The organism is Streptomyces sp. NPDC044061, assembly GCF_056434305.1.
This window is the reverse complement of record NZ_JBWKFL010000035.1, coordinates 64,196-87,675: the sequence shown is the minus strand read 5'-3', so window position 1 is coordinate 87,675 and position 23,480 is coordinate 64,196. Positions and strand designations below refer to the sequence as shown.

Genomic DNA, 23,480 nt, shown 5'->3' with positions numbered 1-23,480 from the left:
AGGCCCGATAACTCAGACACGCACGCAGACACCCGAACCACCCCCCGGGACCACTACCCAGGAACCCACGTCCGAGGCCTAAAACAACGGCATTGTCCTTAGGTAGGGTTCACTACATCGACGAGGGGGCCGGACCAACTATCCTGTTCTGTCACGGCGCTCCGGCGTGGAGTTTCCTCTACCGCCACATCGTGAAGGACCTGCGCGACAGGTACCGGTGTGTCGCCGTCGACTACCTGGGTTTCGGATTGTCCGAACGCCCTGCGGGTTTCGGCTACACCATCGCCGAACACACCGCGGTCCTCGGCGAGCTGATCGATCACCTGCAGCTCGACGACTTCGTACTGATGGGACACGATTGGGGCGGACCCATCGGGCTGGGCGCGGTCACCGCGCGCGCGGATCGGGTGAGGGGGATCGTGCTGGGTAACACCGTGTTCTGGCCGATCGAAGCGATGGCGAATCGGGCTTTCAGCGTGATCATGGGTAGCCGTCCGATGCAGCGGCGGATACTCGAACACAACTTCCTCGTTGAGCGCGTCCTGCTCGCAGAGCTTGGGGGCAAGCTCACCGCCGCCGAGGCCGACCACTACCGCGCGGTGCAGCCCACCGCGGAAGCCCGGCGCGGACTCGCTATGATGCCCAAGGAAATTCGTGCCGCGCGCCCGCTGCTGGACCAGCTTGCACGAGACGTGCCCGCCCATCTCGGCGACAAGCCGACCCTGTTGGTGTGGGGAATGCAGGACATGGTGTTCCGTCCGAACACCTCTATCCCGCGGATGCGTGCCGCCTTCACCGATCTGGACCTGGTCGAGCTGCCACGCGCCCGGCACTTCATTCAGGAGCACACACCGGGTGCGATCACGGCGGCGATCGCGAAGCGATTCCCGTGAGTTCGATCGACGAACGTCCGTCACCCGGGCCCGGACGGTGAAGGCCATCGCGTCCGGCGTCGAGCACCGGGGGATCTCGGGCCTACTTACTGGTGAGTTCGCGTATTCGACCGTCACCAAATGATCTTGGTGCACGGCGCGTGGAGATCTGGACTTCCGGTTCCCCTTCCGCCTCCGGTGGGACCCGAAGGTCCCCTTCAGGAAGAGGAGGTCCACCGCCTGCGCGGCGGTCTCCTTTGGGACTGGACGACGAGACCCTTCGGGGCCGCGTCCTTGCGGCACTTCGCTGAATGGCTCGCTGCATCAATAGGCGCCCCCGCTCCAGCAGGGGGGCGGTTCGCATGTGTTCACACAGCTGACGCACAGTAAGTGACCGAGTGCCTGCAGACCTACTCCCAGCGCACCCGGACGAACGTGTGGCACTTCTACGACGAGACGCGCCAGGCCGCGCCGACGTGGAAGGAGGGCTGCGGGCGCTCGGCCATGTCGAACTGGATGAACACGCAGTCCATGCAACCGTTCCCCGGCAGCTTCAGTCAGCCGAACCGGCTGCTCGACAAGGACGAGTACTGGTACTACGCCCCCGAATCGCGGGGCGCGACGCCAGCGCGACGACTGTGAAGTGCTCCCCGCAGTGATCTGACCGACGTACAGGGGCGGTGTCCACGGGCTACCGTGGCGCCGCCCCTGACCCTTCCCGACAGGAGACACCACGATGTCCGATGGCATAACCTGGGTCGCCGAAGAAGACGAGCTGCTGCCTGGCGGATATTGCGTGATCCTCGCCCGCAACCTCACCGCCGAAGACCTCGTACAACGCCTCGTTCCCGACACACAGCCGCGCCTGGTGGGCCCGCGTACTCAGGAGGCGTTCGAGGAAGAGCTACGGGGGCTGTTGCGTACAACCGGCCGGCACTACCCCATGGCGGGTGTTCGGTACGGATCGGCGGGCGATCTAGCTTTTGCCGTGGGGTGCGGACAGTGGGAGTTCGCGCTGGGCCGGCATGAGACACCGGTCATCTGGCACGGCGACGTCCACACGTACGAGCTGTACTACTTCGCCGAGCACCCGAACGTCCCGGAGCCGCATTTCCGCTACAGCCACGAAGGCAGCGTGCAGCTGTGTTTCGACATCGACACCGACGAGGCCCCCTACCTCTTCGACGTCGACGGCGACGATGCCGCCCTGGTTGCCGACATGGAGAGGGCCGCCGAAGTCACTCCCGCACTTGAACTACTCGAACAGCGCTTCGGACTCACCCTGCCGAAAGAGCTGATCCTCACCGGCGAACTGCCCGCCGCAGTCATCAAGAGCCCCCAGCAGACCTAGGAAGAACACTCGTGAGTGATGGCATCACCTGGGTCGTCGAATCAAACATCAACGATGAGATGGGCCCCGGAGACGACCACGGTCTGTCCGATGGTGCTGCCGAAATCTTCAAGGCTCGGCACGCGGTGGAGCGCGGCATCAATCGGGAGCTGACGTCCGGGCAGCACCCGCTGACGTCGCCCACAGCCCATCGGTCTGCCTTGCGGGTTCGGCTGGCGCCGCGACGAAGCGAGCATATGGCTTGTGCTGGCGGGGCCGGTCCTGAGCGCCGGCGAGGTCAGCTTCTGCACGCCGTCCGTGCGGACTCCAGCGTGCGGCTCACGCGTCTCAGCAAGGCGAAGCCGACTCGCAGCGCCAGCGGTCGGGCGAATTCCCTGTGGCCTGACGCGCAAAGCCGTTGTGTGAAGCGCCGTTTCGTGACCTGTCTCAGATACCCGTACCGTCCGATTCATGGAGTGGGAATTTCAGACGGCCGAAGAACTCGCGGCTGCCTTGCGTGCCGGCGAAGTGACCTCGGCGGAACTGACCGACGACGCGATCGCCCGTATCGAGAGGGACGACGAGGCGATCAACGCGATCTGTGTGCCGGACTTCGACCGTGCACGGGCCGCCGCGCGCGGTGCCGACCGGGCGCGTGCCCGCGGTGAGGACCGGCCGCTGCTGGGCATTCCGGTGACGGTCAAGGAGTCGTACGACATTGCGGGGCTGCCCACGACCTGGGGTATGCCGCTACACCGGAACTTCGTGCCGGCTGAGGACGCGGTGCAGGTGTCGCGGCTCAAGGCCGCGGGCGCGGTGGTGCTCGGCAAGACCAATGTGCCCTTGGGGCTGCAGGACATACAGACCTTCAACGAGATCTACGGCACCACCAACAACCCGTGGGACCACCGTCGTACGTCGGGCGGATCCTCCGGCGGCTCGGCGGCGGCCCTGGCGTCCGGATTCGGCGCGCTGTCCATCGGCTCCGACCTCGCCGGTTCGTTGCGCACCCCCGCGCATTTCTGCGGCATTTACGCGCACAAGCCGACACTCGGGCTGGCGGCGAGCCGCGGCATGGTCCCGCCGCCCGGGCCGGCCCTGCCGGTCGAGCACGACCTCGCCGTCGTCGGTCCGATGGCGCGCACCGCTCGCGACCTAACGCTCCTGCTCGACGTCATGGCCGGACCGGACCCGCTGACGCTCGGTGTGGCGTACCACCTGGCGCTGCCGCCCGCACGCCACGAACGGCTCCGCGACTTCCGGGTCCTGGTCCTCGACGAGCATCCGCTCATTCCGACCGGGTCCGCTGTGCGGGCGGGCGTGGGCCGGGTGGCCGACGCGCTTGTCGACGGCGGTGCCCGCATCGAACGGCACAGTCCGCTGCTGCCCGATCTGGCCGAAGCCGCTATGCTCTACAGGCAGTTGTTGTTTTCGGGCTCCGTTGCACGTTTTCCTGTCGAAGCGTACGAGCAGCTGCGGACCCGCGCCGCCGCACTGAGCGCAGACGACCAGAGTCTCGATGCGGCGCTGCTGCGCGGCATGGTGTTCAGCCACCGCGACTGGATCGAGGCGAACGGCCGTCGTGAGCTCCACCGCCACGGCTGGCGGCAGCTCTTCGCCGAGTTCGACGCCGTGGTGTGTCCCATCACGCCCACTCCCGCGTTCCCGCACGACCACAACCCCGATCCGAGGGAACGCCGGATCGACATCGACGGCGTCGAGTACCCGTACTTCGACCAGCTCGTCTGGGCCGGTCTGGCCACCATGCCCGGCCTACCCGCCACCGCCATACCAGCGGTGCGGTCGCCCGAGGGCCTGCCGGTGGGAGTGCAGCTCATCGGTCCTATGTTCGAGGACCGCACCCCGCTGAGGCTGGCCGAACTGCTCGAGCAGAAGATCGGCGGCTTCCAGGCACCGAGGTAGGGCGTACGGCCAAGTAGTGCCTCGAGGGCGAGGCGCGGATCACGTCGAGATCGTCCGAACGCGTGCAGTCGCTGCCCGGAACGCGCAGGTCGGTATGGGCAGCGCAGTTGAGACCGACCACCGATGAAGCAGCCTGAGACGGCGCGGACCGTGCAGGGCACAGAGTCGCGTGAGCCAGGTGATCAACAGCTGCCTGCGGAACCGATCGCCAACGGCGTCCACCGGCCGGTCCCGCGCGGCCGCGGAGAGGAGATCACAGTCGACGGCGCGGCCGAGCCGACGGTCGTCTGGCTGGGTGTGGGGCTCCGACACCAAATCGATGCGCGACAAGCTCTCCGCAGAGCATCGGGAGGCGCTGCGGGGAGCTTGGCATGGAGTGGACGTGATGTTCCCGTCGGGGCGTCGTTGAGGTTCGGGTATCCCCAGTGCGCAGCCGGGCCCCGGGCCCCGGACGCTCGGGTTCTCGCGCCTGCCGCAGCGAGGTCGCGGGCTCCGGAAACGCCGCCTAGCGTGGAAGGTAAGGCGCGTCCGGGCGGCCACGCACGGCGGGCGCGAGGTCCGGCCCTCCCTCGTGAGGTTCCCAGTGGGTACCGTCTCGTTCCTTCTTATCGTCGTCGTGCTGACAGCACTGGCCTTCGACTTCACCAACGGGTTCCACGACACCGCCAACTCGATGGCGACGTCGGTGGCCACCGGTGCCCTGAGACCACGCGTCGCGGTCGCGGTCGCGGGTGTGCTCAACCTGGCGGGCGCATTCCTGTCCACGGCCGTCGCGAAAACAATCTCCGGCGGCATCGTGAACGACGCGAAGGTCTCCCTGGTCATGATCTTCGCGGGTCTCGTCGGCGCACTCCTGTGGAACCTGATGACCTGGCTCGCCGGGCTGCCGTCGAGTTCGTCACACGCTTTGTTCGGCGGACTGATCGGTGCCGTGTGGGTCGGTGCCGGCGGATCCGCCGTGCAGTTCGGGGCGATCGTGCAGAAGATCGTGATCCCTGCCGTCCTCTCGCCGATCGTCGCCGTCGTCGTCGCCATGCTGGCCACCCACCTCGCGTACGTGATCACCCGGCGGACGGCCCCTGCTCATGCGCGAAACGGATTCCGCAGAGGGCAGGTCGGTTCGGCTTCGCTGGTCGCACTTGCGCACGGCACCAACGACGCGCAGAAGACCATGGGCGTCATCACCCTCGCTCTCATCTCCGCAGGGGTACTGCCCCACGGCTCCGGGCCGCCCTGGTGGGTGGTGCTCACCGCCGGTCTGGCGATCGCGCTCGGCACATACGCGGGTGGCTGGCGGATCATCCGCACCATGGGCAAGAAACTCACCGACATCGAAGCGCCGCAGGGCTTCGCGGCCGAGACCAGCGCCACCGCGGTGATTCTCGCGTCGTCCCACATGGGCTTTCCCCTGTCGACCACGCAAGTGTGCACCGGCAGCATCCTGGGCGCGGGCCTGGGGCGCAAACTGGCGCGGGTGCGGTGGGGCACAGCCGGGCGCATCGCCCTGTCGTGGGTGCTGACGCTGCCCGCAGCGGCAGCCATCGGCGGAGCCTCGGCCTGGATCGCAGATCACGGCGCTCTCGGTGTGGCCCTGGTGGCTGCCGCAGCCGCCGTCTCCGCAGCCGGGTTCTGGGCCCTGTCCCGCCGCCGCCCCGTGACCGCAGACAACGTCAACGAAACACCCCCTGGGCTGCCCCAACACGCGGAGAGCCCCGCAGTGTGAGCGGGACGGCCGACCAGTCCACGGGCAGAGGGAGGCGACGAATGGACATCGACTTCAGCGCCTTCGCCGGCGTCTTCGTGGTGAGCCTCGGCATCACGCTGCTCACAGTCGTGCTGTTCTCCCTCGGCATCGCCACCTGGCCCGGCGGCACCGAAGGGGAACGGACGCGCCGTGCCAACCGGCCGATCGGCGCCGCGGTGGCGGTGTTGTGCTTCTGCGCGTGCCTGGCGGTCGCCGCCTACGGGATCGCCCTCATTGTCGGCGGCTGACAAAGGAGTGCCGCCTCCGGGTGGCGGGCCGCGGTCCTGGGGGGGCATCCGTTGTCAGGGCGAGCGCCGAGGTCTCGGCGGGCTCCTTGTCCGGGCCGGTCAGAGCGCCTTTCTTGCCGTAAGCACAGTGTTCGCGCTGTTCCAGTTCGCCACGACCTGGAGCCCGTCGTGGATCTCCCGGCGCAGGCCGGGGCCGGCCAGGTGGTCGCACGCAAAGACCCCACCGACCGCGCGCCCCAGTTCTTCGAGCTTGAGCCCTCCGCCCTTTCCACCGGCGCCCCAGGAGACGCCGCCCATCGCCGGTCGCGCCATCGACGCCGGGCATGGGGCCGGCGAAGGCCAATGCAGTTGCCTTCATGCCGCATGGCTGCGGAAGCTCAGCCGCTGCACGGTCAGACGTATCCGGCGGTTGACAGTCGCAGCACGCTTACGCGCGCGCTCTCGCCTCTCATGGCCTGCGGCCGGCGACCGTCGATGTCGCTCGCCTCGGTTCCGCAGTCGCCGCACGCGTTCTCCCGCTCTGGCAGCCACCAGCGGTCGGAGGGCGCCATGCCGGCTTCCTGGATCCCGCACAGCGTCGCGTCGTAGGCCCCGAAGGCATCGGAGGCATCCGGGGGAAAGGTCGTCAGCGACAGGCCTCTCCCCCGCGCATCGCCGGTGGCCGCCTTCTACAGGGCGGAAAGACACCGCGGCGACTGGGCCACCAACCGTCGTGGACCTGCCACGGTGGAACAACCGGACGCCGTGGCCCGCGCACTGATCCTCGACAACGACGAACGCGCCCATCTGCACAACCTCGCCCGCCCCACCACCGGCCGCACGCGCCCGACCAGGACGACAAGGCTGCGCGCTCCCGTCGCCAGACGCCGCCTCGACGCCGGTCACCATCCATATGGCCTGCCGAGTCGAACTCGCGCAGACGCGCCGAGGCCGCTCACCGTTCGTCGACCAAACCCAGAACCGGCTTCACGTCCACCACCGGTGTGCCGTCCAACGCCTCGAGGCCGCTGACCCGCAACCTGAGACCGTCCCGGGCCAGGACCTCAACGCGATGCAGACCCAGAGGATTGGGTCGATCCGGCGACCGCGTCGCGAAGACACCCGTCAGGGGCCGGGAAACGTCCCCGCGCGGGCGCACCGTGAGGACATCGCGCTCCGCACGATCCAGCCACGTCAGCACCACCAGCCGCGCCCCCACCCCGATGCCCTCCAGCCCGGCGGCGACCGCCGGAGCGAACACCAGATCCGCCTCCGGCGCCCCTTCGTCGCCCTGCCGGGGCGCATCCTCCAGGCGCCGCAACGGCGACTCCACCCGACCGATCGACACGACGGTGAACGACAGCTCCTGCACCACAAGCTCCTCCCGGCTGCCACAACCCACCGCCCTGTAAGGGACAGTTCACGCAGGCTACCGCCGTCGGCCCCGGCCTCGATGCCGACAGTCGAGTCGAGCCGGAGCACGGACTTCTGCGGTGGGCGAGTCGTACGGCGACCGTCGCCCCTGCCTGTGGAGAAGGCCCTCGCTGTTCAGACTCGCCGCCGCAGCACGTCGTCGACAGGAATCATCCGTGTCCGGGCAGATCACGGCGTCCGGCGACGAAGTAACGGCGCCTGCCCAAGGGGTAACCCACTCGAACGCGGCTTCGGCCCGGGCGGCGGAAAGCACCGCGTTCGGGCCCGCGCCGTTTCTTCCCTACGACGTCGTTTCCTTTGGTGAGGTGGAGGTGCTGCTGAGCAAGGCACGCCCATCGGCGCCGGAAGCCGAGAATGCTCACGTTTGACGCCCTCAAGCCCGGCAGCCCCGGGCCGTCATGGCAGTGGGCGCTCAGGGAGTCTGAGGTGGGGCAAGTCGCCATTCCCCGGAATGGCCAGGTGGGAGAGCCAGATCACGGCGGACGGCCGCGTAGTACCCCTCACGTGCGGCGCGTTGGCGCTTCAGCATGGTTGACCAGGTTTCCGGGCTATGAGTCTGGTCTCGCAGGAATCCTTCCATCTCCATCACCACGACGACCCATTCGCGGGCCTTCTCCACCATGTACGGAGTGCCAAGCATCAACAGTGCCTCCCCGGCCGGGTCCCGGGCATCGGTGGCATCGGCCAGGCAGGGCGCTGCTTCCTCGGGTGACAAGGGGTGCGGGTGTGGGTCGTTGCCGAGATACGCCGCGACCCGGTAAGCCAGGGTGACGCTCTTCTTCAGCGACCTGGCGTAGTCGGCGTAGGTCGTCAGCCGCCGCTCTTCCCAACGAGCCGCTTGCTCGCGGCGGAATCGAGCCTGGTCGCCGCGCGTGCTCGCCATGTACGAGCCGAGGGCACCAATGACCACACCGATCAGAGCGGGGAGCTGTTGCAGGAACGCCGACATGGGCACACGGTATATCGCAGCGGCAGGGGCGACTTGATGGTGTGTCACCTCATGAGCGCGCGATGGCCGATGAAAGCTGCGTCGATGCACTGCGGTGGGTGATGCCTCGAGTGCAAAGCCATCGGAGGAGCGCCGGTAGGCCGTCTGCCGGGAAGGGCGAATACCGGTGGGAGCTGCGAGCGATGGCGGGTCCGTGGTGTGGGGCCGCTCCCCCGCGCTCCGCCGCCCCAGATGCCGGTTTCTCGACGTCATCACACCTCGGCGGCGCTCCTCCCCCGTCGGGCGTGCTTCCCGGCTCCGCGCCGTCCGACGGTCAGGACGGCCGCCCGCCGAACTGCCAGTTGTGCACCTCGATGTCGGCGTACCGGTCCGCGGTCAGGATGGCGCGTGCCGCCTCCGGGTTCGGCGCCCGGAGCAATACGGCCGTGCCCAGCCAGGTGGCGCCGTCGTCGGACAGCAACGGCCCGTAGGCGATCAGCTCGTCCCGGTCGCGCGGCACCGCGAGATCGTCGGCCTGCCCTGTGCCGAGGCCGAGCACCAGATATCGGTTGCCGCCGGTCCGGCCGCCGGGGAAGTCCCACATGGTGCACCCCAGCGCGTTGCGCCACCGTCGCAGCAGCACGTCCCGGTAGACGCCGGCCTGGTAGTTCGGCTCGTCGAAGGCGAACGCGCGGGCAGCGGCGGGATCGGGCAGGTCGACGATGTGCACGCTTCCGGTGGGTGTGTCGCCGTCGTCCGCGAGAGTCGGGCCCCGGGCGATCATCTCCTTCGCGTACTGGTCCATGTACGACCAATGCTCTTCCAGCAACTCGTCGCGCAGTGGCAGGGAGCCGGGCCGGTCGCGGTGGTAGCAGAGAAACTCCATGGCCCCAGGGTCTCTTCGAGCACGTGACCAGGGCGAGCGATTTTCGCTGTGCTGACTGCTCGGCGGCCTCGTGCTGGAGCAAGGAGCCCTTCTGGTGGCCGCGGTCGCGGAACCTGGCTGCCTCGGGATCGACGGCGTCGGCACCTGCTCGAGAGGATCGCCTGAGCCGCGGGGCGCATCGCAGATCCGTCAGTGCCCCGTCAGCACCGCGTCACTGCCGCCTGCCAGACGACGACAGTGCCGACGCCTGGGCGGCATCCGGCATCAGCTTGACCTGCGCCACAATCCTCACGCCCAAGACCATAACGTTGATCTATGTCACCACGCTGGGAGTCAAACCCCAACATCCGCAGGGGCCGCACGGTCGTCCACACCCTCCACGCCCACTTGGTCTTCACACCCAAGTACCGGCGGGGCCCTTCACCGACGAGATCCTTCTACGCTGCGAAGAGATCATGCGCGCCGTCTGCGCCGACTTCGAAACCGAACTGGTGGAATTCAACGGCGAACGCAATCACGTCCACCTGCTCGTGCACTACCCGCCCAAAGTCGCCGTGTCCCGGCTCGTCGGCTCACTCAAGGGCGTATCGACCCGAAGGCTCCGGCAAGAGTTTCCCGACCACATCCGCACGTACCTGTGGGGTGACCACTTCTGGTCCCCGTCCTAATTCGCCGCGTCCTGCGGCGGCGCCCCCTCGGCGATCATCAAAGAGTACATCGAGAACCAGAAGCGCCCCGACTGAGGTCAACAGCGCCGCCCCGTGCCCCGGTGCGGGTCACCCCCATCTTGAGAAGCGCTTCCCCACGGCCGCAAACGGCCGGTATTCCACGCTAGATCATGCTGAACTCCGGGGTTCATCACTTGAGTGCTTGGTCTGGTCCCCGCTTCCGGTCTCGGGCAGTGGCAGGTTGGTCGAACTCGACTTCTGCCGACGCTTGCAGCGAGCGACAGCACGGGGGCTGGGCGGTGCGGTGGGATTCGATGAACTCCAGTGCGCGCGACAGGTGGGTGCGGCCGTGCAGAGGACCGTCCACCACCAGCAGGTCCAAGCCCTGGGGACGCCGTGGCGGGCGAGGATGGCGCGGGCGTTCGTGGTGAACAGGCCGCGCCGGCCAACGGCGTTCAGGAAGTGCGCGCCGGTCCGGTCCCCGATGCTGTTCTCGGCATTGTCGACGTTGGAGCCGTATGCAGGGTCCGAGCCGTCGACATGGCAATGCATCCGGGCATCATGCACTGTGCCTGTCATGCGCCTCCCGGGTGCCGACGACGGTGTGGGTTCTCGTGTCTGAGCCGGTGAGCGTCCACATCCGGTACGACCTCGATGGGTTGCGAGGCCGGCAGCAGCGGCCGGTATCGCCACGGCAGGTGTCAAAAGGACCAGACTCCGTGGCGGAATCCCGTGCTACGCGGCGGGCACCCGCAAAGCGGCCAGCACCGGCAGGTGATCCGTGGCTGCCCGGAGGTCTTGTTCCAAGACCCCGGGCAGCCCCATAGGCACCCCGCACCCCAGCACCTCCACCCCCTGCGTCGCGAAGACCGCGTCGATCCGCTGCAGCGGATCGCCCAGCCGGGTGGTGTGTTCCCGTCCCCACGGCTTCGTTCCCCAGCCGTCCTGCAGGGCATCCGCGAGCAGGCCGAACGTACGGCCGTCGGGCCGGTCGTTGAGGTCGCCCGCGGCAACGGCGTGCGGCACGTCCAGAGCGGACAGCCGGTCGAGCAGCAGCCGGCCCTGCTCGTAGCGCTCCTGGTCTTGGATGCTCAGGTGACAGCTGAGCACCCCGAGCCGGGCCCGGCCCAACCGCAGTACGGCGGTCGCGAAACCGCGCTGGTGAAGGCCAGGGGTACGGGGCAGCAGGACATCGTCGGTGCGCTCCACGTGGGCGCGGAGCGAGGAGAGAATCATGGGGCCTGAAGACGTGGCGCCGCCCGAGACGTACACGAGCCCGGAGGTCCGGGCGAGGCGGGCGGCGGCCTTGCGCCAGCGGAAGAACCGCGGCGCCTCCTGAACACAGACAATGTCCGGCCGACAGGCCCGGATCACCCTTGCGAGGGCCTCGACGTCGTCGCGCATGGAACGGATGTTGTAACTGAGCACCCGCACGACCACGGAACCGTCGTGCTCGGTCGCCGACTTGGGCAGATCCCGCACCTTCTCCCTCTCCATGCCTTCCCTTCTCCCCACGACGGCACGATGCGAGACGGCGACGTCGGGCGGCATCCGGTGGAGCCGACTGTAAGCAACGTCCTACTGCGTCGGGGATACTTTCGGCGCCTGCGGCGATCGACGGTCTCCCACGACGAGGGTGCGGGACGTTCACGCACGGACGACCGCTCAACACGGGAGTCGGATTCGGCATTGCCGTCCAGGGATCAGGCCGCGATGACCTTCACCCGTGACACACATCCTGCCCCGCTGGTCCTGCGCCCACGAGTGACACAGCCGGCCGGGTGTCGTCGTCCGGACCACCGCTGCTGACGCGTTCGAATGTGTGCGCTTCCCCCCGGGTTCACACCTCGTCGCCGACGTCACCCCAGCCGGGCAGCGGCGGCTGGGGCCACGCGGGCGGGTGCGGCAGGAGATGCGCCGGGTGGTCGGCCGTCAGCGCGCCGGCCGGACTCCGCCCGCTCAACCAGCCGAGCACCTGGTGACCGGCCCCGGCGACCGAGGCTCCCCGCGGTGCCAAGGACCAGCGCCGGCCGAGGTCCACGGCCTCCACCGAGGCGAGCGGGAAACTCTGGGCACGCAGGGTGGCGAGGGTGTCGTGCAGCGCCCAAATGACGTAGGGGTCGGGCCACTGGTCAGTGGCGTAGCCGGTGCCGAGGTCGAGGTGGTGGGTCTCCAACTCCCGCAAACAGCGCAGCAGAACGTACTGGGCGGGGTGTCGCCAACCGGCCAGCGCCGGTACCAGGCGCTCCCAGGCGGGGGCGGGCATCCCGCGCGCCCTGACGGTGAACCGGTCCAGGTTCCGCCTCAACCGGGCCGCGATGTCAACGGCGGACAGCAGCGCGTCCCGCTCAACCGCCGACGCCGCGGCGCCCGTGCGCGGCTCTGGTTCGCGGCCGGTGTGCGCGAGCCCCAGCAGCCACACATACGCGTCGACGCTGTGGGCGACATGGGCCAGGACGTGGCCCCGCGTCCACCCCGGCAACGCCGACGGGGCACGCAGCGCGCTCTCGGAGAGGCACGCCGCGGTTCGTACGAGTCGGGCACCGGAGCCTGCGACGTACCCAACGGCGTCGTCCTTCGTGCCGAGGTCCGGGTGCCCGCTCACCGGGACTCCCGTACCGCCTCGATATGGACCGCGACATGGGCGTTGGGCTCGTCCGACTTCGCCGCCGGCGCCCATTCGGACGTGGTCCGGGCGCCCCTCGTCCGCCGGGCCGTTCACGCTGCCGCCCGCCGGTCACGCAGCGCCGGTCCCAGTGCGCCAGTCATCAGCACCCCGGTCAGCGCGAACCCCCAGGCATAGCCCGTGTGCGCAGTCAGCAGGCCGAAGCCTGCGGCGCCTATCCCCATGCCGCCGTCGTAGGCGAGGTTCCACAGCGCGGAGACGGTGCCGTACGACGGGCGGGTGACCCGGCTGTACATGAGGGTGAGGGTGGCGTTCTGGACGATGCCGAAACCGGTGCCGAAGAGGGCCGTGCCCGTCAGTACGGCGACCGGGCTTGCCGTGGCCGCCAGCATTGACAGTCCTGCCGCCGACGCGAGCAGACCGGGGGTGATGAGTCGCGTGGAGCCGTAGCGGTCGCCGTACCGGCCTGCCGCGTAGCGGGCCACGGTGGACGCGGTGCTCTGCACCAGCAGTGCCGCCGTGGCGATGCCCGCCGATGCGTGCGGGACGGCCAGCGGCATGAACGTCACCAGAATTCCGGCGGCGAGTGCGGTGGCGAAGAACACCGACGTGGGACGCCGCAGCCCGACGGCACGCATGGCGGCCATCATGCCGAGCGCTTGCGTATCGGCGGTCCTGGCTTCGGTTTTGGTGGTCTTCGACGGCTGTACCTCCCGAAGTCCCGCTACCGTCGGGATCGCCACCAGGGCTGCCAGGCCCGCGGTCGTGGTGAGCGGGGTGTAGCCGAGATGTTCGGACATCCAGACCCCCAGGGGCAGGGTGATGAGTGACGGTACGCCGCCCACGACACCGACGAGGGCCAGCCCCTCGCCCCGGCGCTCGGCGGGGATCAGTGCCGCGGTCAGGGCGCCGCCGGCGACCATCGTGAGGCCGAATCCCAGGCCGCGCACGAGGCACACCGCTGCGGTCCAGGCCGCGCCGTCGTCGAGGGGCAGTGCGAGGGCGGGGGCGCCCAGCAGCAACAACCCGGCCGCCAGCGGTCCCCGGTGGCCGTACCGGCTGAGGATGCGGGGCCCGGCCAGCTCGCCGAGCACCGTGGACAGCATGAGTGCGCCCGTCGCGAGGCCGGCCGCGCCGCGGCCGGCGTGCGTGGGCACTGCCGACAGCAGCAGGAAGAAGCTCACCGTCACGGCTACCACGCTCACGAGCCGCAGCAGCAGCGCCCGACTGAGCAGGGGTGGTCGCGAGGGTGCGGTGGCCGTCGCGGCAGTGGAGTCCGAGGCGGGGTTCGCGGTCGGGTCAGCAGGAGTCATGCCGTCGACGCTAGGCAGTGACCGGATCCCCGGTAAGCTCCAATTTCATGACTGTGCAGTGGGCCGGTTTGTCTCCCGAGCTGCTGCTGGCCGTCGACCGGAGCAGCGGTGAGCAACTGCGTGTCCAATTGGAACGGCAGCTGCGGGACGCGATCCGCAGCGGTCGCCTCGCCGTGGACGAACGCCTCCCCTCCTCGCGTGAACTGGCCCGCTCACTGGGCCTGTCCCGGGGCCTGGTCCAGGACTGCTACGCCCAGCTGCAGGCCGAGGGTTACCTGGTCACCCGCGTCGGCTCGGCCACCCGTGTCGCCGCCTGCACACCCGCCGCCCCCGTCGGGCCGTCGGCCGAGCGCGCTGCCCAACCCCCGCCTCTGATCGCCGACTTCCGACACGGCGTGCCCGACTTGGCTTCGTTCCCGCGTGCCGACTGGCTCTGGGCGGTCAGGGAGGCGGCCCGCCGGATGCCGACCGCCGACCTCGACTACCCGGATCCGCGCGGCAGCCTGGACCTGCGCACGGTCGTCGCCGCCTACCTGCGCCGGATCCGCGCGGCCGCCGCCGAACCGGACCGCACCCTCATCTGCTCCGGCTACGCCCAGGGACTGGCCCTCACCCTCCAGGTGCTGGCCCGCGCCGGCGTCCGTGCCGTCGCACACGAGGACCCCGGCAGTCCTGCCACGACGACCGCGGCCATCCTCGCAGCTGGCCTCACCCCGGCCCCGGTCCCGGTCGACGCGCGCGGCCTCGATGTGGCGGCTCTGGAGGCGACCGACGCTCGCGCGGTGATCGTCACGCCCGCCCACCAGTGGCCCACCGGCGTCCTCCTCACCCCGGAACGCCGCCACGCGCTGCTCACCTGGGCTCGGCGGCGCGACGCATATGTCATCGAGGACGACTACGACGCCGAGTTCCGCTACGACCGCGAGCCGGTCGGCGCTCTGCAGGGTCTCGCGGCCGACCGAGTGGTCTCGATCGGCACCGTCAGCAAATCCCTGGCCCCTGCCCTGCGCATCGGCTGGCTGCTGAGCCCCCCGGCGCTCGCCGCGCCGCTCACCGCGGCGAAGCGGAGCGCGGACCGGGGCACGCCCACCCTCGACCAACTGGCCCTGGCCCGGCTGATCGAATCAGGCCGCTACGACCGCCATCTGCGCCGTATGCGCACCCTGTACGGGGCCCGCTGCCAGACGCTGCGCGCTGCCCTCGCCGAGCATGCCCCTGAGGTACGTCTGACCGGCCTCGCGGCGGGGTTCCACGCCGTGGCCCATCTGCCGGACGGGGCGGACGAGTCGGCGGTGATCGCCGCGGCGCGCGCCCGGCGGGTCGGTTTGTACGGGATGAGCGCGTGCCGTGCCTCGGGAGGTCCGAAGCCGCCCCAACTCATCCTCGGCTTCGGTGACGTGCCCGAGCGGGCGATCGCGGAGGGGATCGCGGCGGTGGGTGACCTGCTCGGCAGCGGCCGGGTGCCGGAGGCAGGCGTGAGCGGCTGAGCGCGTTCTGTCCTGTGCGTCATGGACCGGTTGTTGTCGGCCGTGACTGGTCCGAGGGCGATGGCGGCCTGATCGCGAAGCCGGCCACGGCCGAGTTTCAACGGCGTCGGCCACGACCGACCGCGAGGTCACCGCGCTGGTCATCAGCGTGCTGCTGGCCGCGACGGAGCCCGCCGACAAGACGCTGGCGCTGCTGTTCAGGCACCTGATCGACCACCAGTCGCAGTGGGCCGCCGATCCGACCTGGTCCGGGCTGCTGCACGTGGCCGAGCCCGGGTGGGCGCGGGCGGCCGGCGCACCCGCGCTCATGTCTCCGCCCCGCTCGGCACCCGCGGGCGCCCGGTCCCGTCCAAGAGGCAGGCACACGGAGCATGAGATCAGAACACGTCGTGGCTGGGGCGGTCGGCTCCGCGCTACGGTGCAGGTCGTGGTGAAACACGAGGGTGATGTCGACAGCCTGCCAGCGCCCTTCCCCTGTACATGCCAGAGGTGGAGAGATGGGCGTAATTTGGGCAACGACGTCGCCCGAGTCAGGGCTTTTCTCCCCAGACGAGAGACGTTGCGACGTCAGGGATCTGTCGGATCGCTTCAGCAAACTGCGTTCCCGAGGCCAGGGGTACCTCGAGGTCCCATTGCTGGGCACTGAGTTCCCTGTGCTTACTCTCGGCTTCCGACGCGATCATGCGGTCATCCACCTGTTCCTGGACACGGAGAAGGTGTCTCTGCTGCGGGGAGATGGCACCATCGCGCCTGATGCTGTGGTTGAGGTCCCGATCATGGGTGACCTTGCAGGGTTCACCGGTGACTTCGTCCTGAGTGTCGATCGTGCGTGGGCCCTCGTGCGCGACTTTATCCGGACTGGAGCACCCAACGATCTGGGCCAGTGGTTCGAGCTCTGACTACGCAGTCACTCATGCCGCGCCCATGCGTGCTCTTGCCCGGCCGGGACCGTGCCCGTTGCGTGCCCGTTGCGTGCCCGTTGCGGCGGGACCCAGCGGGGACTCACGGGGGTACAGCGGCGCCGATCACGCTCCGGTCCAGGTCAGCGCCTTGCCAGATCAGCCACGATCCACATATGGCGTCTTCCGAACTGGCGACACGGCGCGAGCCCGGGGGTCTGTCGCCCCCGCACAGCCGGGTAGTAGAAGCGAGGGGGACTGTAGTCGCTGGTGCGTCGGGTGCATGATGATCCGATGACTTCTTGGCTGAGTACCCGGAGCACATGGCTGCTGGTACTGCTCTTGTGGGCGATCGTGCTGACAGCCGCCCTGATCGGAATCGCCTTCGACCGAGCCTTCCTTGAACACCCCCCTCAGAAGACCTTCGCTTCCAACCTCCCCATGACAGCGGGCGGCACCTTCTGCATAGCCGTCGCCAGCGCCGGGGGGTTGCGTCGTAGACGACGGCAGCAGGACCGATGATGTGGAGCGGTTGCCGTACAGCAAAAACAACCGGCCCGACCGCAGTCGTGGCTGATCTGGACCCCTGAAGTCGGGTCCCCGCCAAGTTGCTTCGAGACGAGGGCCCGTGAGCTAGAGGCCATCGCGCTCGATCAGCGAGCCATCAGGCCCCATCGTGTAGACACGCGGCGGCTGCATCGCTTCAACCGACCTCCGTAGCGCCGCTTCCTGCTCGGCACGATCAGGCCCGTGTGGGTCTCGCACGTGGAATCCGTACAGTTTGATGGCGTCTGCGTCGACGTCATCGGGCTCGGGACGGCCCTCCTGAACGAAGCCGCAGAGCGCCCGCAGCGCGTCTTCGCCCAGGTCCGAGGGATGAAAGGGCAGGACGTACGGCTCTTCCTCCTCACCGGGCCAGGGCACGATGTCCGCTGGACGGTCTCCGGCCCAGTACGGCAGCTCAAAGGGCAGAGGTTCGCCGATGTTCTCGATGATGCCGCTGCCCGGGGACAGGCTCAGGGATCGGACGAGGCGCCCGTCCTCCCACACGGCGAACGCCAGCCAGTCGACGACACTGTGCATGGCGTGCAGGACGAGCCGTCGGCCGGCGCTTGCCGCCACGAGGTGATCCGGGAGCTGCGAGGGGGCGTCGATCATCACCCTCTGATCACCAATGACCTCCACCCCCGGCCAACTGGCTGCGTACGCCGTACCCTTCCGGGGGTACACGCCGTCCCAGAGATTCGAGCCCTCGCACGACTCGATCTCCCGGCCCGGATAGAGCCGCCGCATCATCGTGGTCGTCCGGTCAAGATCTGCCGTGCCCACCTGTCGCAGCAACTCCGGCACGTCGCCGTCGGCGTACACCAGTAGTCCCGTCTTGGCTCCCAAAGCCCCTCCCCACAGCGCTGCCCTTATGACGCAAGCACCATAGCCGCACGCACTGACAACGGAGGCGGCTCAGCCCGGCTGCCAAGCTGGGCCGTCCCAGGGGCCGTGCGAAGGCGCCCGACGCCGACCGACAACGACAGAAGCCCACGGCATCTGAACTGGTCAGGGCCGTGGGCTTCCTCAGCCTCGCTGGTCGGCGAGTCCGTTGATCAGTAGACCGACCAGGGCAGTGGGGTCAGGCGGTAGTGCCGTGCGGGGCCGGCGGCAAGACCGTGGCCTTCGAGATCACACGGAGGGGTCGGACGTCCATCTATTCGTCGGTGACCCCGCGACGGCCCCCATACGAAGCGACCAATGCGTCAGCTACGGCCGCCGCGTCTGCATCGGCAACGTCCGCCGGATACTCCGGCAGCAGGTCGTCCCAGACGGGCATCCACGACCCATACAGCTGGGCCTGCCCCTCGGGCCGGGCGAAGAACCAGATGTGCAGGTGTGCGGCTCCGTCCCCGATCCGGTACACATGGGCTCGGGAGATGTGCGGTAGTGCCTGAACATGGCGGACGATGTGAGTGGTGAGTACCCCCAGTTCGGCGGCCATCTCATCGGGCAGATCCGCCAAGTCGTAGTGGTCGCGGGAGTGCAGCATCAACACCAGCGGCACGCCGACGCCCGTGATCCGGGTCAGTCGCCAGCGTTCGTTGAACCAGATGCCTTCGTCTCGGGCGCGGCACACGTCGCAGTTCGCCGGGTCCTCGCCGTGCCGTTCCGGCTCGGGCAAAACGGGCGGGCGGAGCGGCGCGACGCGAAGTCCATCGGGCTCGAACGGGCTTATGTCCCAACTGGTCATCCGTGCCAACGGAAGCCGAAGCTCACCATCCGCGGTCGCACGTGCGTGGTCGTAGAACTCATCAGGTCGCAAGGCCATGATCGGAGACTAACGCGGCCCCACGGGTACCTGACGGCCAATGTGATCAGCTGCTGAGAGGACGTGCGCCTCTGTGGCAGCCGACAGTGTCGCGGCTCATGAGCGATCAACGGCATGAGGTGGTTGTCAAACCGCCGTCACCGTGGTCCCCGCCCCTTCCAGTCTGTCCAGCCCCCCAGCCGACCGCATCGGTCAGCACGCCGTAGTTCGTGGCAGCGACCTCGGGGTCCATCCGGCCGGGTATCCCCGGTGTTGTGTGCAGGGCGATCGCCCTCCAGACCACCTCGGCGGCGCTCTCGGAGAACCCGCCGTCGAGCAGTAACTTCCTCGCGTGGTCGGCTCCGTTCAGCTCGAAACGCTGCTGCGTGTAGGAGAACAGGATCAACAGGCCCGTGTCATGTCACAGTTCTCCGCACCCCCGCGGGGCCCGCCGCCCGCTCCCCCGCCCTGCGCAGGGTCGTCGACCTGGTCACGACGGATCCGCCGGCACCTACTCCCTCACCGGACTCGCCGGGCGGCTCAACGTCAGTACGCGTCACCTCACCAGGCTGTTCCGGGAACAGCTGGGCACCACACCGGCCCGGTACGTCGAGTCGATCCGCGGCGTCCTTGGCCGGTTTCCCGAGTTGCGAGAGCCTGCGCCGCGTCTTCGCACGGGAGTTGTCCATCAGTGCCGCCGCCTACCAGCGCCGAATCGCCACCGCCCGCCGCGAGCAACCCACGTAAAGTCCGACGGGCGGCGCCGGCGCGGGCGCATCACGGTCACGTGGCAGGCGCAAACCGTGTGCCGGACTCGACGCGCCCAGAATCACGACCCGGCCGTCATCGAGAGGAGGGTCTTGCGCGCCTCTTCCGCGCGGGGAGAGTCCAGCGCGATGTACAGGGACAGCGCCTGGTGGAGGTGATCGACTGCGTGCGCCCGTTCTCCCCTGCTCTGCCGGACGAGGGCCGTGCCGATGTGGGCGCGGGCCTGTTCCTCCTGTTCCCCGATTCCACGGGCCACCTCCAGCGCCGATGCGTGAGCTTGAAGGGCCTCGGCGTGTCGGCCGGTTGCGTGCAGGGCCTCGCCCAAGCCGTTGAGCGCACCCGCCTCTCCGTACGGTTCTCCGGTCCGGCGGAAGTGGACGAGGGCTTGGCGTTGGTGCTCGGCGGCCTCCTCGTACTTCCCTAGACGGCACAGAGCGTTTCCCAGGTTGGACAATGCGTGTGCCTCTCCGCCGGTGTGTCCGAGCCGCCGGAAGAGAGCGAGCGCCCGCTCGAAGCGCTCGGCCGCGGCAGCATGGTCGTCGAGCCGGGCCAGTACGATCCCGAGGTTTCCGAGAGCGCTGGCCTCTCCGAAGGCATGGCCCGTCTGGCGGTACAGTGCCAGCGCTTGCTGATACCGCTCGATCGATGCCGGGTAGTCCTCCAGCAACTCCTGCACGATGCCGAGGTTGTTCAGCACGTCGGCTTCACCGTGCGCATCACCGGCCGCTCGAAACAGCTCGACCGCCTGCTCGTGGTGTTCGGCGGCCTCTTGGTAGTGACCCTGCAACTCGTGCAACACGCCCACATTGGTGAGATGACGTGCCTCTCCGGCCTGATACCCGATCCGACGGCACACCGACAGTGCATCCGCGTGGTGCCGGTGAGCGCTCTCGTAGTCTCCGAGCCGCCGGTGGACCGCGCCGACGCAAGCCAGGACGTCGACTTCACCGCGGGTGTCTCCCACGCCGCGGGCCGCCCGCAGGGCGTGTGTGTGAACGGTCAGCGCGTCGGTGAAATGCCCCGAGCGTTCGTAGTGGCGGTGGAGCGTGGTGGCGATCCGCACGGTGTGCCGGGACGGTCCGGGCTCCTCGGTCCTGGAACACAGTGCCACCAGTGTGTGCTGTGCGGCGCGCAGCCACGCCCGGCACTCGTCGGCCGTGCGCATGGGCGGCAAAGCGGTGTCGGGCACCTCGACGTCGGGACGCAGATGCCGTTCGGCGGGATACAGCACGTTCATGGCCGCTGCCGACGCCGCCAGGCAGTGGTCCAGCAGACGGGTCAGGGCGGCGTCACGCTCCGCCGCCTCGTCGTGCCGGCTTGCGAGCTCCGCGGCGTATGCGCGCAGCAGGTCGTGCATGCCGTGGCGGCCGGGCCCGCTGTGGTGCACCAGGTGGGCACGGGACAGTTCGTGGAGGGACCGCCGGGTGCGCTCCGGGGTCTCACCGGTCAGGGCGGCGGCCGCGTGGACGTCCGTATCGGGCCCCGGGTGCAGGCCCAGCAGTCTGAACAGTCGTGCCTCGCGGTCGGGGAGGCGGTCGTAGGACCAGGAGAAGACGGCCCGAACGGCGGCCCGGGGATCTCCGTCCGCGGAGTCGAGCAGATCGAGACGCCTCCGGTGGTCTTGCAGTTCCTCCACCAGCCGGGTCAGGGGGTCCTGGGGGCGTGACAGGGCCAGTTCCGCCGTCACGCGCAGGGCCAGGGGCAGTCGCCCGCACTGCTCGGCCAGGGTGGCAGCGGCAGCGTAGTCGGTGTCGACGCGTGGTCCGATCAGGTCTCGCAGCAGGGCGAGTGCCTCGTGCGGGGAGAGGACGTCGAGAACCACTCGGTGGGCCCCGTGCAGCGATACCAGGGACGAGAGCGAGTCCCGGCTGGTGATCAGCACTTTGCAGGTCGGGCTTCCGGGCAGCAGGGGGCGTACCTGCGCGGCGGAGGCGGCGTTGTCGAGGAGTATGAGCAGCCGGCGTCCGTCGAGGGCTGTGCGGTAGCGGGCGGCCCGGTCGTTGAGCCGCGGCGGTACCTCCGCGCCGGGCACGCCCAGGGCGGTGAGGAAGCCTGAGAGGGCCTGAGTGGCGGAGACCGGCTCGTCCGGGTCGTAGCCTCGGAGATCGACGTAGAGCTGTCCGTCGGGGAAGGCGTCACGCATCTGGTGTGCCCAGCGAACGGCCAACGCGGTCTTGCCGACGCCCGCGATGCCGGAGACGGCGGAGACGACCACTGCCGTCCCGCCCCCTGCACCGTCTTTGGCAATCAGGCACCGCGTGAGCTCGGCCAGCTGATCCTTTCTCCCGCTGAAGTGGGTGGGAGTCATGGGGAGTTGCGCGGGGACCGGAAGAGGGGTCGGGGCAGGTGCACTGATCACGACCGGGTCGGATCCCGTTGCCGGTATCTCTTGTCGTCCGGCGCCGTGCAGCATCTGCTCGTACGCCGAATGCAGTTCACGGCCCGGAGCCACGCCCAGCTCGGAGTGGAGCTGCCGACGGATCCGGGTGTAGGTGTCCACTGCCTCGGCCGTTCTTCCTGCGGCGGCCAGACTGCGCATCACCAACACGGCGAGTGGCTCGCAGAGCGGGTGCTCGCCCAGCAAGGGCTGCAGGACAGCGGGCACTTCCTCGGACCGTTCCTGGCTCAGCACGGTGCGGGCCCAGACGAGCGCCGTCTCCAGGCGCTCCTGCGTCCAGGCGGTCCGCGTGCGCTCCGCCCACTCCCCCGGCAGCCCCGCCAGCGGCACGCCGCGCCACAGTCGCAGTGCCTCGGCCAGGAGTTGGGCGCGGCGTGCGTCGGGCCGGTGCGGCTCGCGTCCCTGCGCGACGAGGGAGCGGAAACGGAGCAGGTCGACGGCGTGCTCGTCCGCCTCCAGAACGTATCCGCCGGAAGAGCGCCGGATGCCGAGCGGCGTCGGGGCCATCTGCGCCTCGTCACCGCCTGCCGTGGATACCGCGCCGTCGAAGAGCCGCCGTAGACGGCTGATATGGGAGTAGAGGACCGATCGGGCCCCGTCGGGGGCGTCGGTGTCCCAGACCCGGTCCACCAATGTGCTCACGGGGACCGGTCGGCCGGTGTCGGCCGCCAGCCCTGCGAGGACCGCTCGCCGACGTGGCTGGCCGATGTCGACCGCGCGTCCCGCGACGCGTAGTTCCAAAGGTCCGAGCAGGTGCAGGTTCATGGTGCCTCACGCGGGAGGGGCGAGGGAACGGCCGGTCTGCGGCGCGGTGTTCGTCCGCCGGGCAGGGGCCGACATTCCCAGCAGCCCTCCGTCATTCGCTCCGGGGCCATCCGCAGGACAGCCGTCACAAGGTTTCCGCAAGGTTCACCGTAGATCCTCAACTCACATGTCGTCAGGGGGATCGCGGCAAGCACTGCCTGCCGCACGGAACGCAGGCGTCGGCTCATGGAGCCTTGCCGGCAGCGATGCCGTCGCCCGCCCTGCCGGCAGTCGCGTCAGACGTGACCGAGCCGACGCAACAAGAGAATGGAATTGGCATGCTCAAGATGATGTCCCGAGCCAACCGGACAGCCGTCGCCGTCGTCGCCACCGCCTTCATGGCGTCCGCAGGGGTCGTCGCGGGGGCGACGACCGCCTCCGCGGACGGCTGTGTCGGTCCCCTGTGTGGTGCGGTGAAGAACAGGACCGGCGAGACGATGCACTACACGATGAGTCTGGGCGAGGGCCCCCACTACTGCGACGTGTGGAACTGGGGCGGCGGTACCTCGAGCGAGTTCAAGCACGCCAAGTGCAAGCAGGAGTCGTTCGGCAACGGAACGCGGGGCGGCAACGGCACCGGCAACGACGTCGACGCCTTCACGTTCGCCACTCACGGCTACCACGAGCGGTTCTCGCGGGTCGGCACCTGGCACTGGCGGGCGAAGGGGGTCTGGACGAAGATCCGCAGCGGGGAGATCGGCGACTGCGGCATCGGCGACAACAACGAGGTCTGGTGCACCGTCCTCGTACAGGCCTGAAGGCAGTCCCCGGGAGGCGGCGGCACGTGCGGGTTGGCAGCCTCCCACCTGTGCACCCGCCCTCCCCCGCCCCCCCCCCCCTGCGTCTCCTGTTGGAAGAAAAGGACGAGGGATCGAGT

Annotated in this window: 21 protein-coding genes and 1 pseudogene; 11 read left to right on the top strand and 11 right to left on the bottom strand. The window is 69.1% G+C overall.

The window, feature by feature from the left end:
• The first annotated feature begins 92 nt into the window (after window positions 1-92).
• The 3 genes from AC07CM_RS39005 (at window position 93) to AC07CM_RS38995 (ending at window position 2,223) form a co-directional block, all read left to right on the top strand.
• Window positions 93-893 (top strand): haloalkane dehalogenase, encoded by an 801-nt coding sequence (locus AC07CM_RS39005; RefSeq protein WP_478881264.1) that lies wholly within the window; start codon window positions 93-95, stop codon window positions 891-893.
• 369 nt (window positions 894-1,262) lie between these two features.
• Window positions 1,263-1,514, top strand: a complete 252-nt coding sequence (locus AC07CM_RS39000) for a hypothetical protein (RefSeq protein WP_478881263.1) — start codon at window positions 1,263-1,265, stop codon at window positions 1,512-1,514.
• A 94-nt stretch (window positions 1,515-1,608) separates the two neighbouring features.
• A complete protein-coding gene (locus tag AC07CM_RS38995; protein ID WP_478881262.1) occupies window positions 1,609-2,223 on the top strand; it encodes a hypothetical protein in 615 nt (204 codons plus the stop codon).
• 41 nt (window positions 2,224-2,264) lie between these two features.
• Here AC07CM_RS38995 and AC07CM_RS38990 read toward each other — a convergent pair whose 3' ends face one another.
• On the bottom strand, window positions 2,265-2,513 hold the full coding sequence (locus AC07CM_RS38990) for a hypothetical protein (RefSeq protein WP_478881261.1): 249 nt from the start codon (window positions 2,511-2,513) through the stop codon (window positions 2,265-2,267).
• Between the two features lie 160 nt (window positions 2,514-2,673).
• On the opposite strand from AC07CM_RS38990, the gene AC07CM_RS38985 reads away from it, so the two are divergent.
• The 3 genes from AC07CM_RS38985 to AC07CM_RS38975 all read left to right on the top strand — a co-directional run bounded on the left by AC07CM_RS38985 (window position 2,674) and on the right by AC07CM_RS38975 (window position 6,117).
• A complete protein-coding gene (locus AC07CM_RS38985; RefSeq protein WP_478881260.1) occupies window positions 2,674-4,125 on the top strand; it encodes an amidase in 1,452 nt (483 codons plus the stop codon).
• A gap of 583 nt (window positions 4,126-4,708) precedes the next feature.
• The gene (locus AC07CM_RS38980; RefSeq protein WP_478881259.1) at window positions 4,709-5,848 is read left to right on the top strand and encodes an inorganic phosphate transporter; all 1,140 of its coding nucleotides are present in this window, start codon (window positions 4,709-4,711) and stop codon (window positions 5,846-5,848) included.
• Window positions 5,849-5,889: 41 nt separating this feature from the next.
• The gene (locus AC07CM_RS38975; protein ID WP_478881258.1) at window positions 5,890-6,117 is read left to right on the top strand and encodes a hypothetical protein; all 228 of its coding nucleotides are present in this window, start codon (window positions 5,890-5,892) and stop codon (window positions 6,115-6,117) included.
• 934 nt (window positions 6,118-7,051) lie between these two features.
• Here AC07CM_RS38975 and tsaA read toward each other — a convergent pair.
• Window positions 7,052-7,468, bottom strand: coding sequence for a tRNA (N6-threonylcarbamoyladenosine(37)-N6)-methyltransferase TrmO (tsaA, locus tag AC07CM_RS38970; RefSeq protein WP_478881257.1), 417 nt, complete (start codon window positions 7,466-7,468; stop codon window positions 7,052-7,054).
• A gap of 217 nt (window positions 7,469-7,685) precedes the next feature.
• Here tsaA and AC07CM_RS38965 point away from each other — a divergent pair, with 217 nt between their 5' ends.
• On the top strand, window positions 7,686-7,898 hold the full coding sequence (locus AC07CM_RS38965; RefSeq protein WP_478881256.1) for a hypothetical protein: 213 nt from the start codon (window positions 7,686-7,688) through the stop codon (window positions 7,896-7,898).
• Between the two features lie 44 nt (window positions 7,899-7,942).
• Here AC07CM_RS38965 and AC07CM_RS38960 read toward each other — a convergent pair whose 3' ends face one another.
• Complete coding sequence (locus AC07CM_RS38960; protein ID WP_478881255.1) at window positions 7,943-8,479, bottom strand: hypothetical protein; 537 nt, start codon at window positions 8,477-8,479, stop codon at window positions 7,943-7,945.
• 313 nt (window positions 8,480-8,792) lie between these two features.
• Window positions 8,793-9,344 carry a YciI family protein gene (locus tag AC07CM_RS38955; RefSeq protein ID WP_478881254.1) on the bottom strand — a complete coding sequence of 184 codons (552 nt, stop codon included), beginning with the start codon at window positions 9,342-9,344 and terminating at the stop codon, window positions 8,793-8,795.
• Between the two features lie 315 nt (window positions 9,345-9,659).
• Here AC07CM_RS38955 and tnpA point away from each other — a divergent pair.
• A pseudogene (tnpA, locus tag AC07CM_RS38950) lies at window positions 9,660-10,087 on the top strand (IS200/IS605 family transposase).
• A 660-nt stretch (window positions 10,088-10,747) separates the two neighbouring features.
• Here the strand turns inward: tnpA and AC07CM_RS38945 are convergent.
• From AC07CM_RS38945 to AC07CM_RS38935, 3 genes are all read right to left on the bottom strand, one after another.
• Window positions 10,748-11,509, bottom strand: coding sequence for an endonuclease/exonuclease/phosphatase family protein (locus AC07CM_RS38945; RefSeq protein WP_478881253.1), 762 nt, complete (start codon window positions 11,507-11,509; stop codon window positions 10,748-10,750).
• A 343-nt stretch (window positions 11,510-11,852) separates the two neighbouring features.
• The gene (locus tag AC07CM_RS38940) at window positions 11,853-12,617 is read right to left on the bottom strand and encodes a maleylpyruvate isomerase family mycothiol-dependent enzyme (RefSeq protein WP_478881252.1); all 765 of its coding nucleotides are present in this window, start codon (window positions 12,615-12,617) and stop codon (window positions 11,853-11,855) included.
• 113 nt (window positions 12,618-12,730) lie between these two features.
• Window positions 12,731-13,951 carry an MFS transporter gene (locus AC07CM_RS38935; protein ID WP_478881251.1) on the bottom strand — a complete coding sequence of 407 codons (1,221 nt, stop codon included), beginning with the start codon at window positions 13,949-13,951 and terminating at the stop codon, window positions 12,731-12,733.
• 47 nt (window positions 13,952-13,998) lie between these two features.
• Between AC07CM_RS38935 and pdxR the strand changes: the two genes are divergently transcribed.
• Window positions 13,999-15,438 carry a MocR-like pyridoxine biosynthesis transcription factor PdxR gene (pdxR, locus tag AC07CM_RS38930; RefSeq protein WP_478881250.1) on the top strand — a complete coding sequence of 480 codons (1,440 nt, stop codon included), beginning with the start codon at window positions 13,999-14,001 and terminating at the stop codon, window positions 15,436-15,438.
• A gap of 653 nt (window positions 15,439-16,091) precedes the next feature.
• Complete coding sequence (locus AC07CM_RS38925) at window positions 16,092-16,337, top strand: hypothetical protein (RefSeq protein WP_478881249.1); 246 nt, start codon at window positions 16,092-16,094, stop codon at window positions 16,335-16,337.
• A gap of 633 nt (window positions 16,338-16,970) precedes the next feature.
• Here AC07CM_RS38925 and AC07CM_RS38920 read toward each other — a convergent pair.
• The 4 genes from AC07CM_RS38920 to AC07CM_RS38905 all read right to left on the bottom strand — a co-directional run bounded on the left by AC07CM_RS38920 (window position 16,971) and on the right by AC07CM_RS38905 (window position 22,564).
• On the bottom strand, window positions 16,971-17,705 hold the full coding sequence (locus tag AC07CM_RS38920) for a DUF6928 family protein (RefSeq protein WP_478881248.1): 735 nt from the start codon (window positions 17,703-17,705) through the stop codon (window positions 16,971-16,973).
• A gap of 334 nt (window positions 17,706-18,039) precedes the next feature.
• Window positions 18,040-18,654, bottom strand: a complete 615-nt coding sequence (locus AC07CM_RS38915) for a hypothetical protein (RefSeq protein ID WP_478881247.1) — start codon at window positions 18,652-18,654, stop codon at window positions 18,040-18,042.
• Window positions 18,655-18,760: 106 nt separating this feature from the next.
• Window positions 18,761-19,039, bottom strand: a complete 279-nt coding sequence (locus AC07CM_RS38910) for a hypothetical protein (protein ID WP_478881246.1) — start codon at window positions 19,037-19,039, stop codon at window positions 18,761-18,763.
• A gap of 423 nt (window positions 19,040-19,462) precedes the next feature.
• Window positions 19,463-22,564 carry an AfsR/SARP family transcriptional regulator gene (locus AC07CM_RS38905; RefSeq protein ID WP_478881245.1) on the bottom strand — a complete coding sequence of 1,034 codons (3,102 nt, stop codon included), beginning with the start codon at window positions 22,562-22,564 and terminating at the stop codon, window positions 19,463-19,465.
• Window positions 22,565-22,881: 317 nt separating this feature from the next.
• Here AC07CM_RS38905 and AC07CM_RS38900 point away from each other — a divergent pair, with 317 nt between their 5' ends.
• Window positions 22,882-23,361 (top strand): hypothetical protein, encoded by a 480-nt coding sequence (locus tag AC07CM_RS38900; RefSeq protein ID WP_478881244.1) that lies wholly within the window; start codon window positions 22,882-22,884, stop codon window positions 23,359-23,361.
• Window positions 23,362-23,480 lie beyond the last annotated feature (119 nt).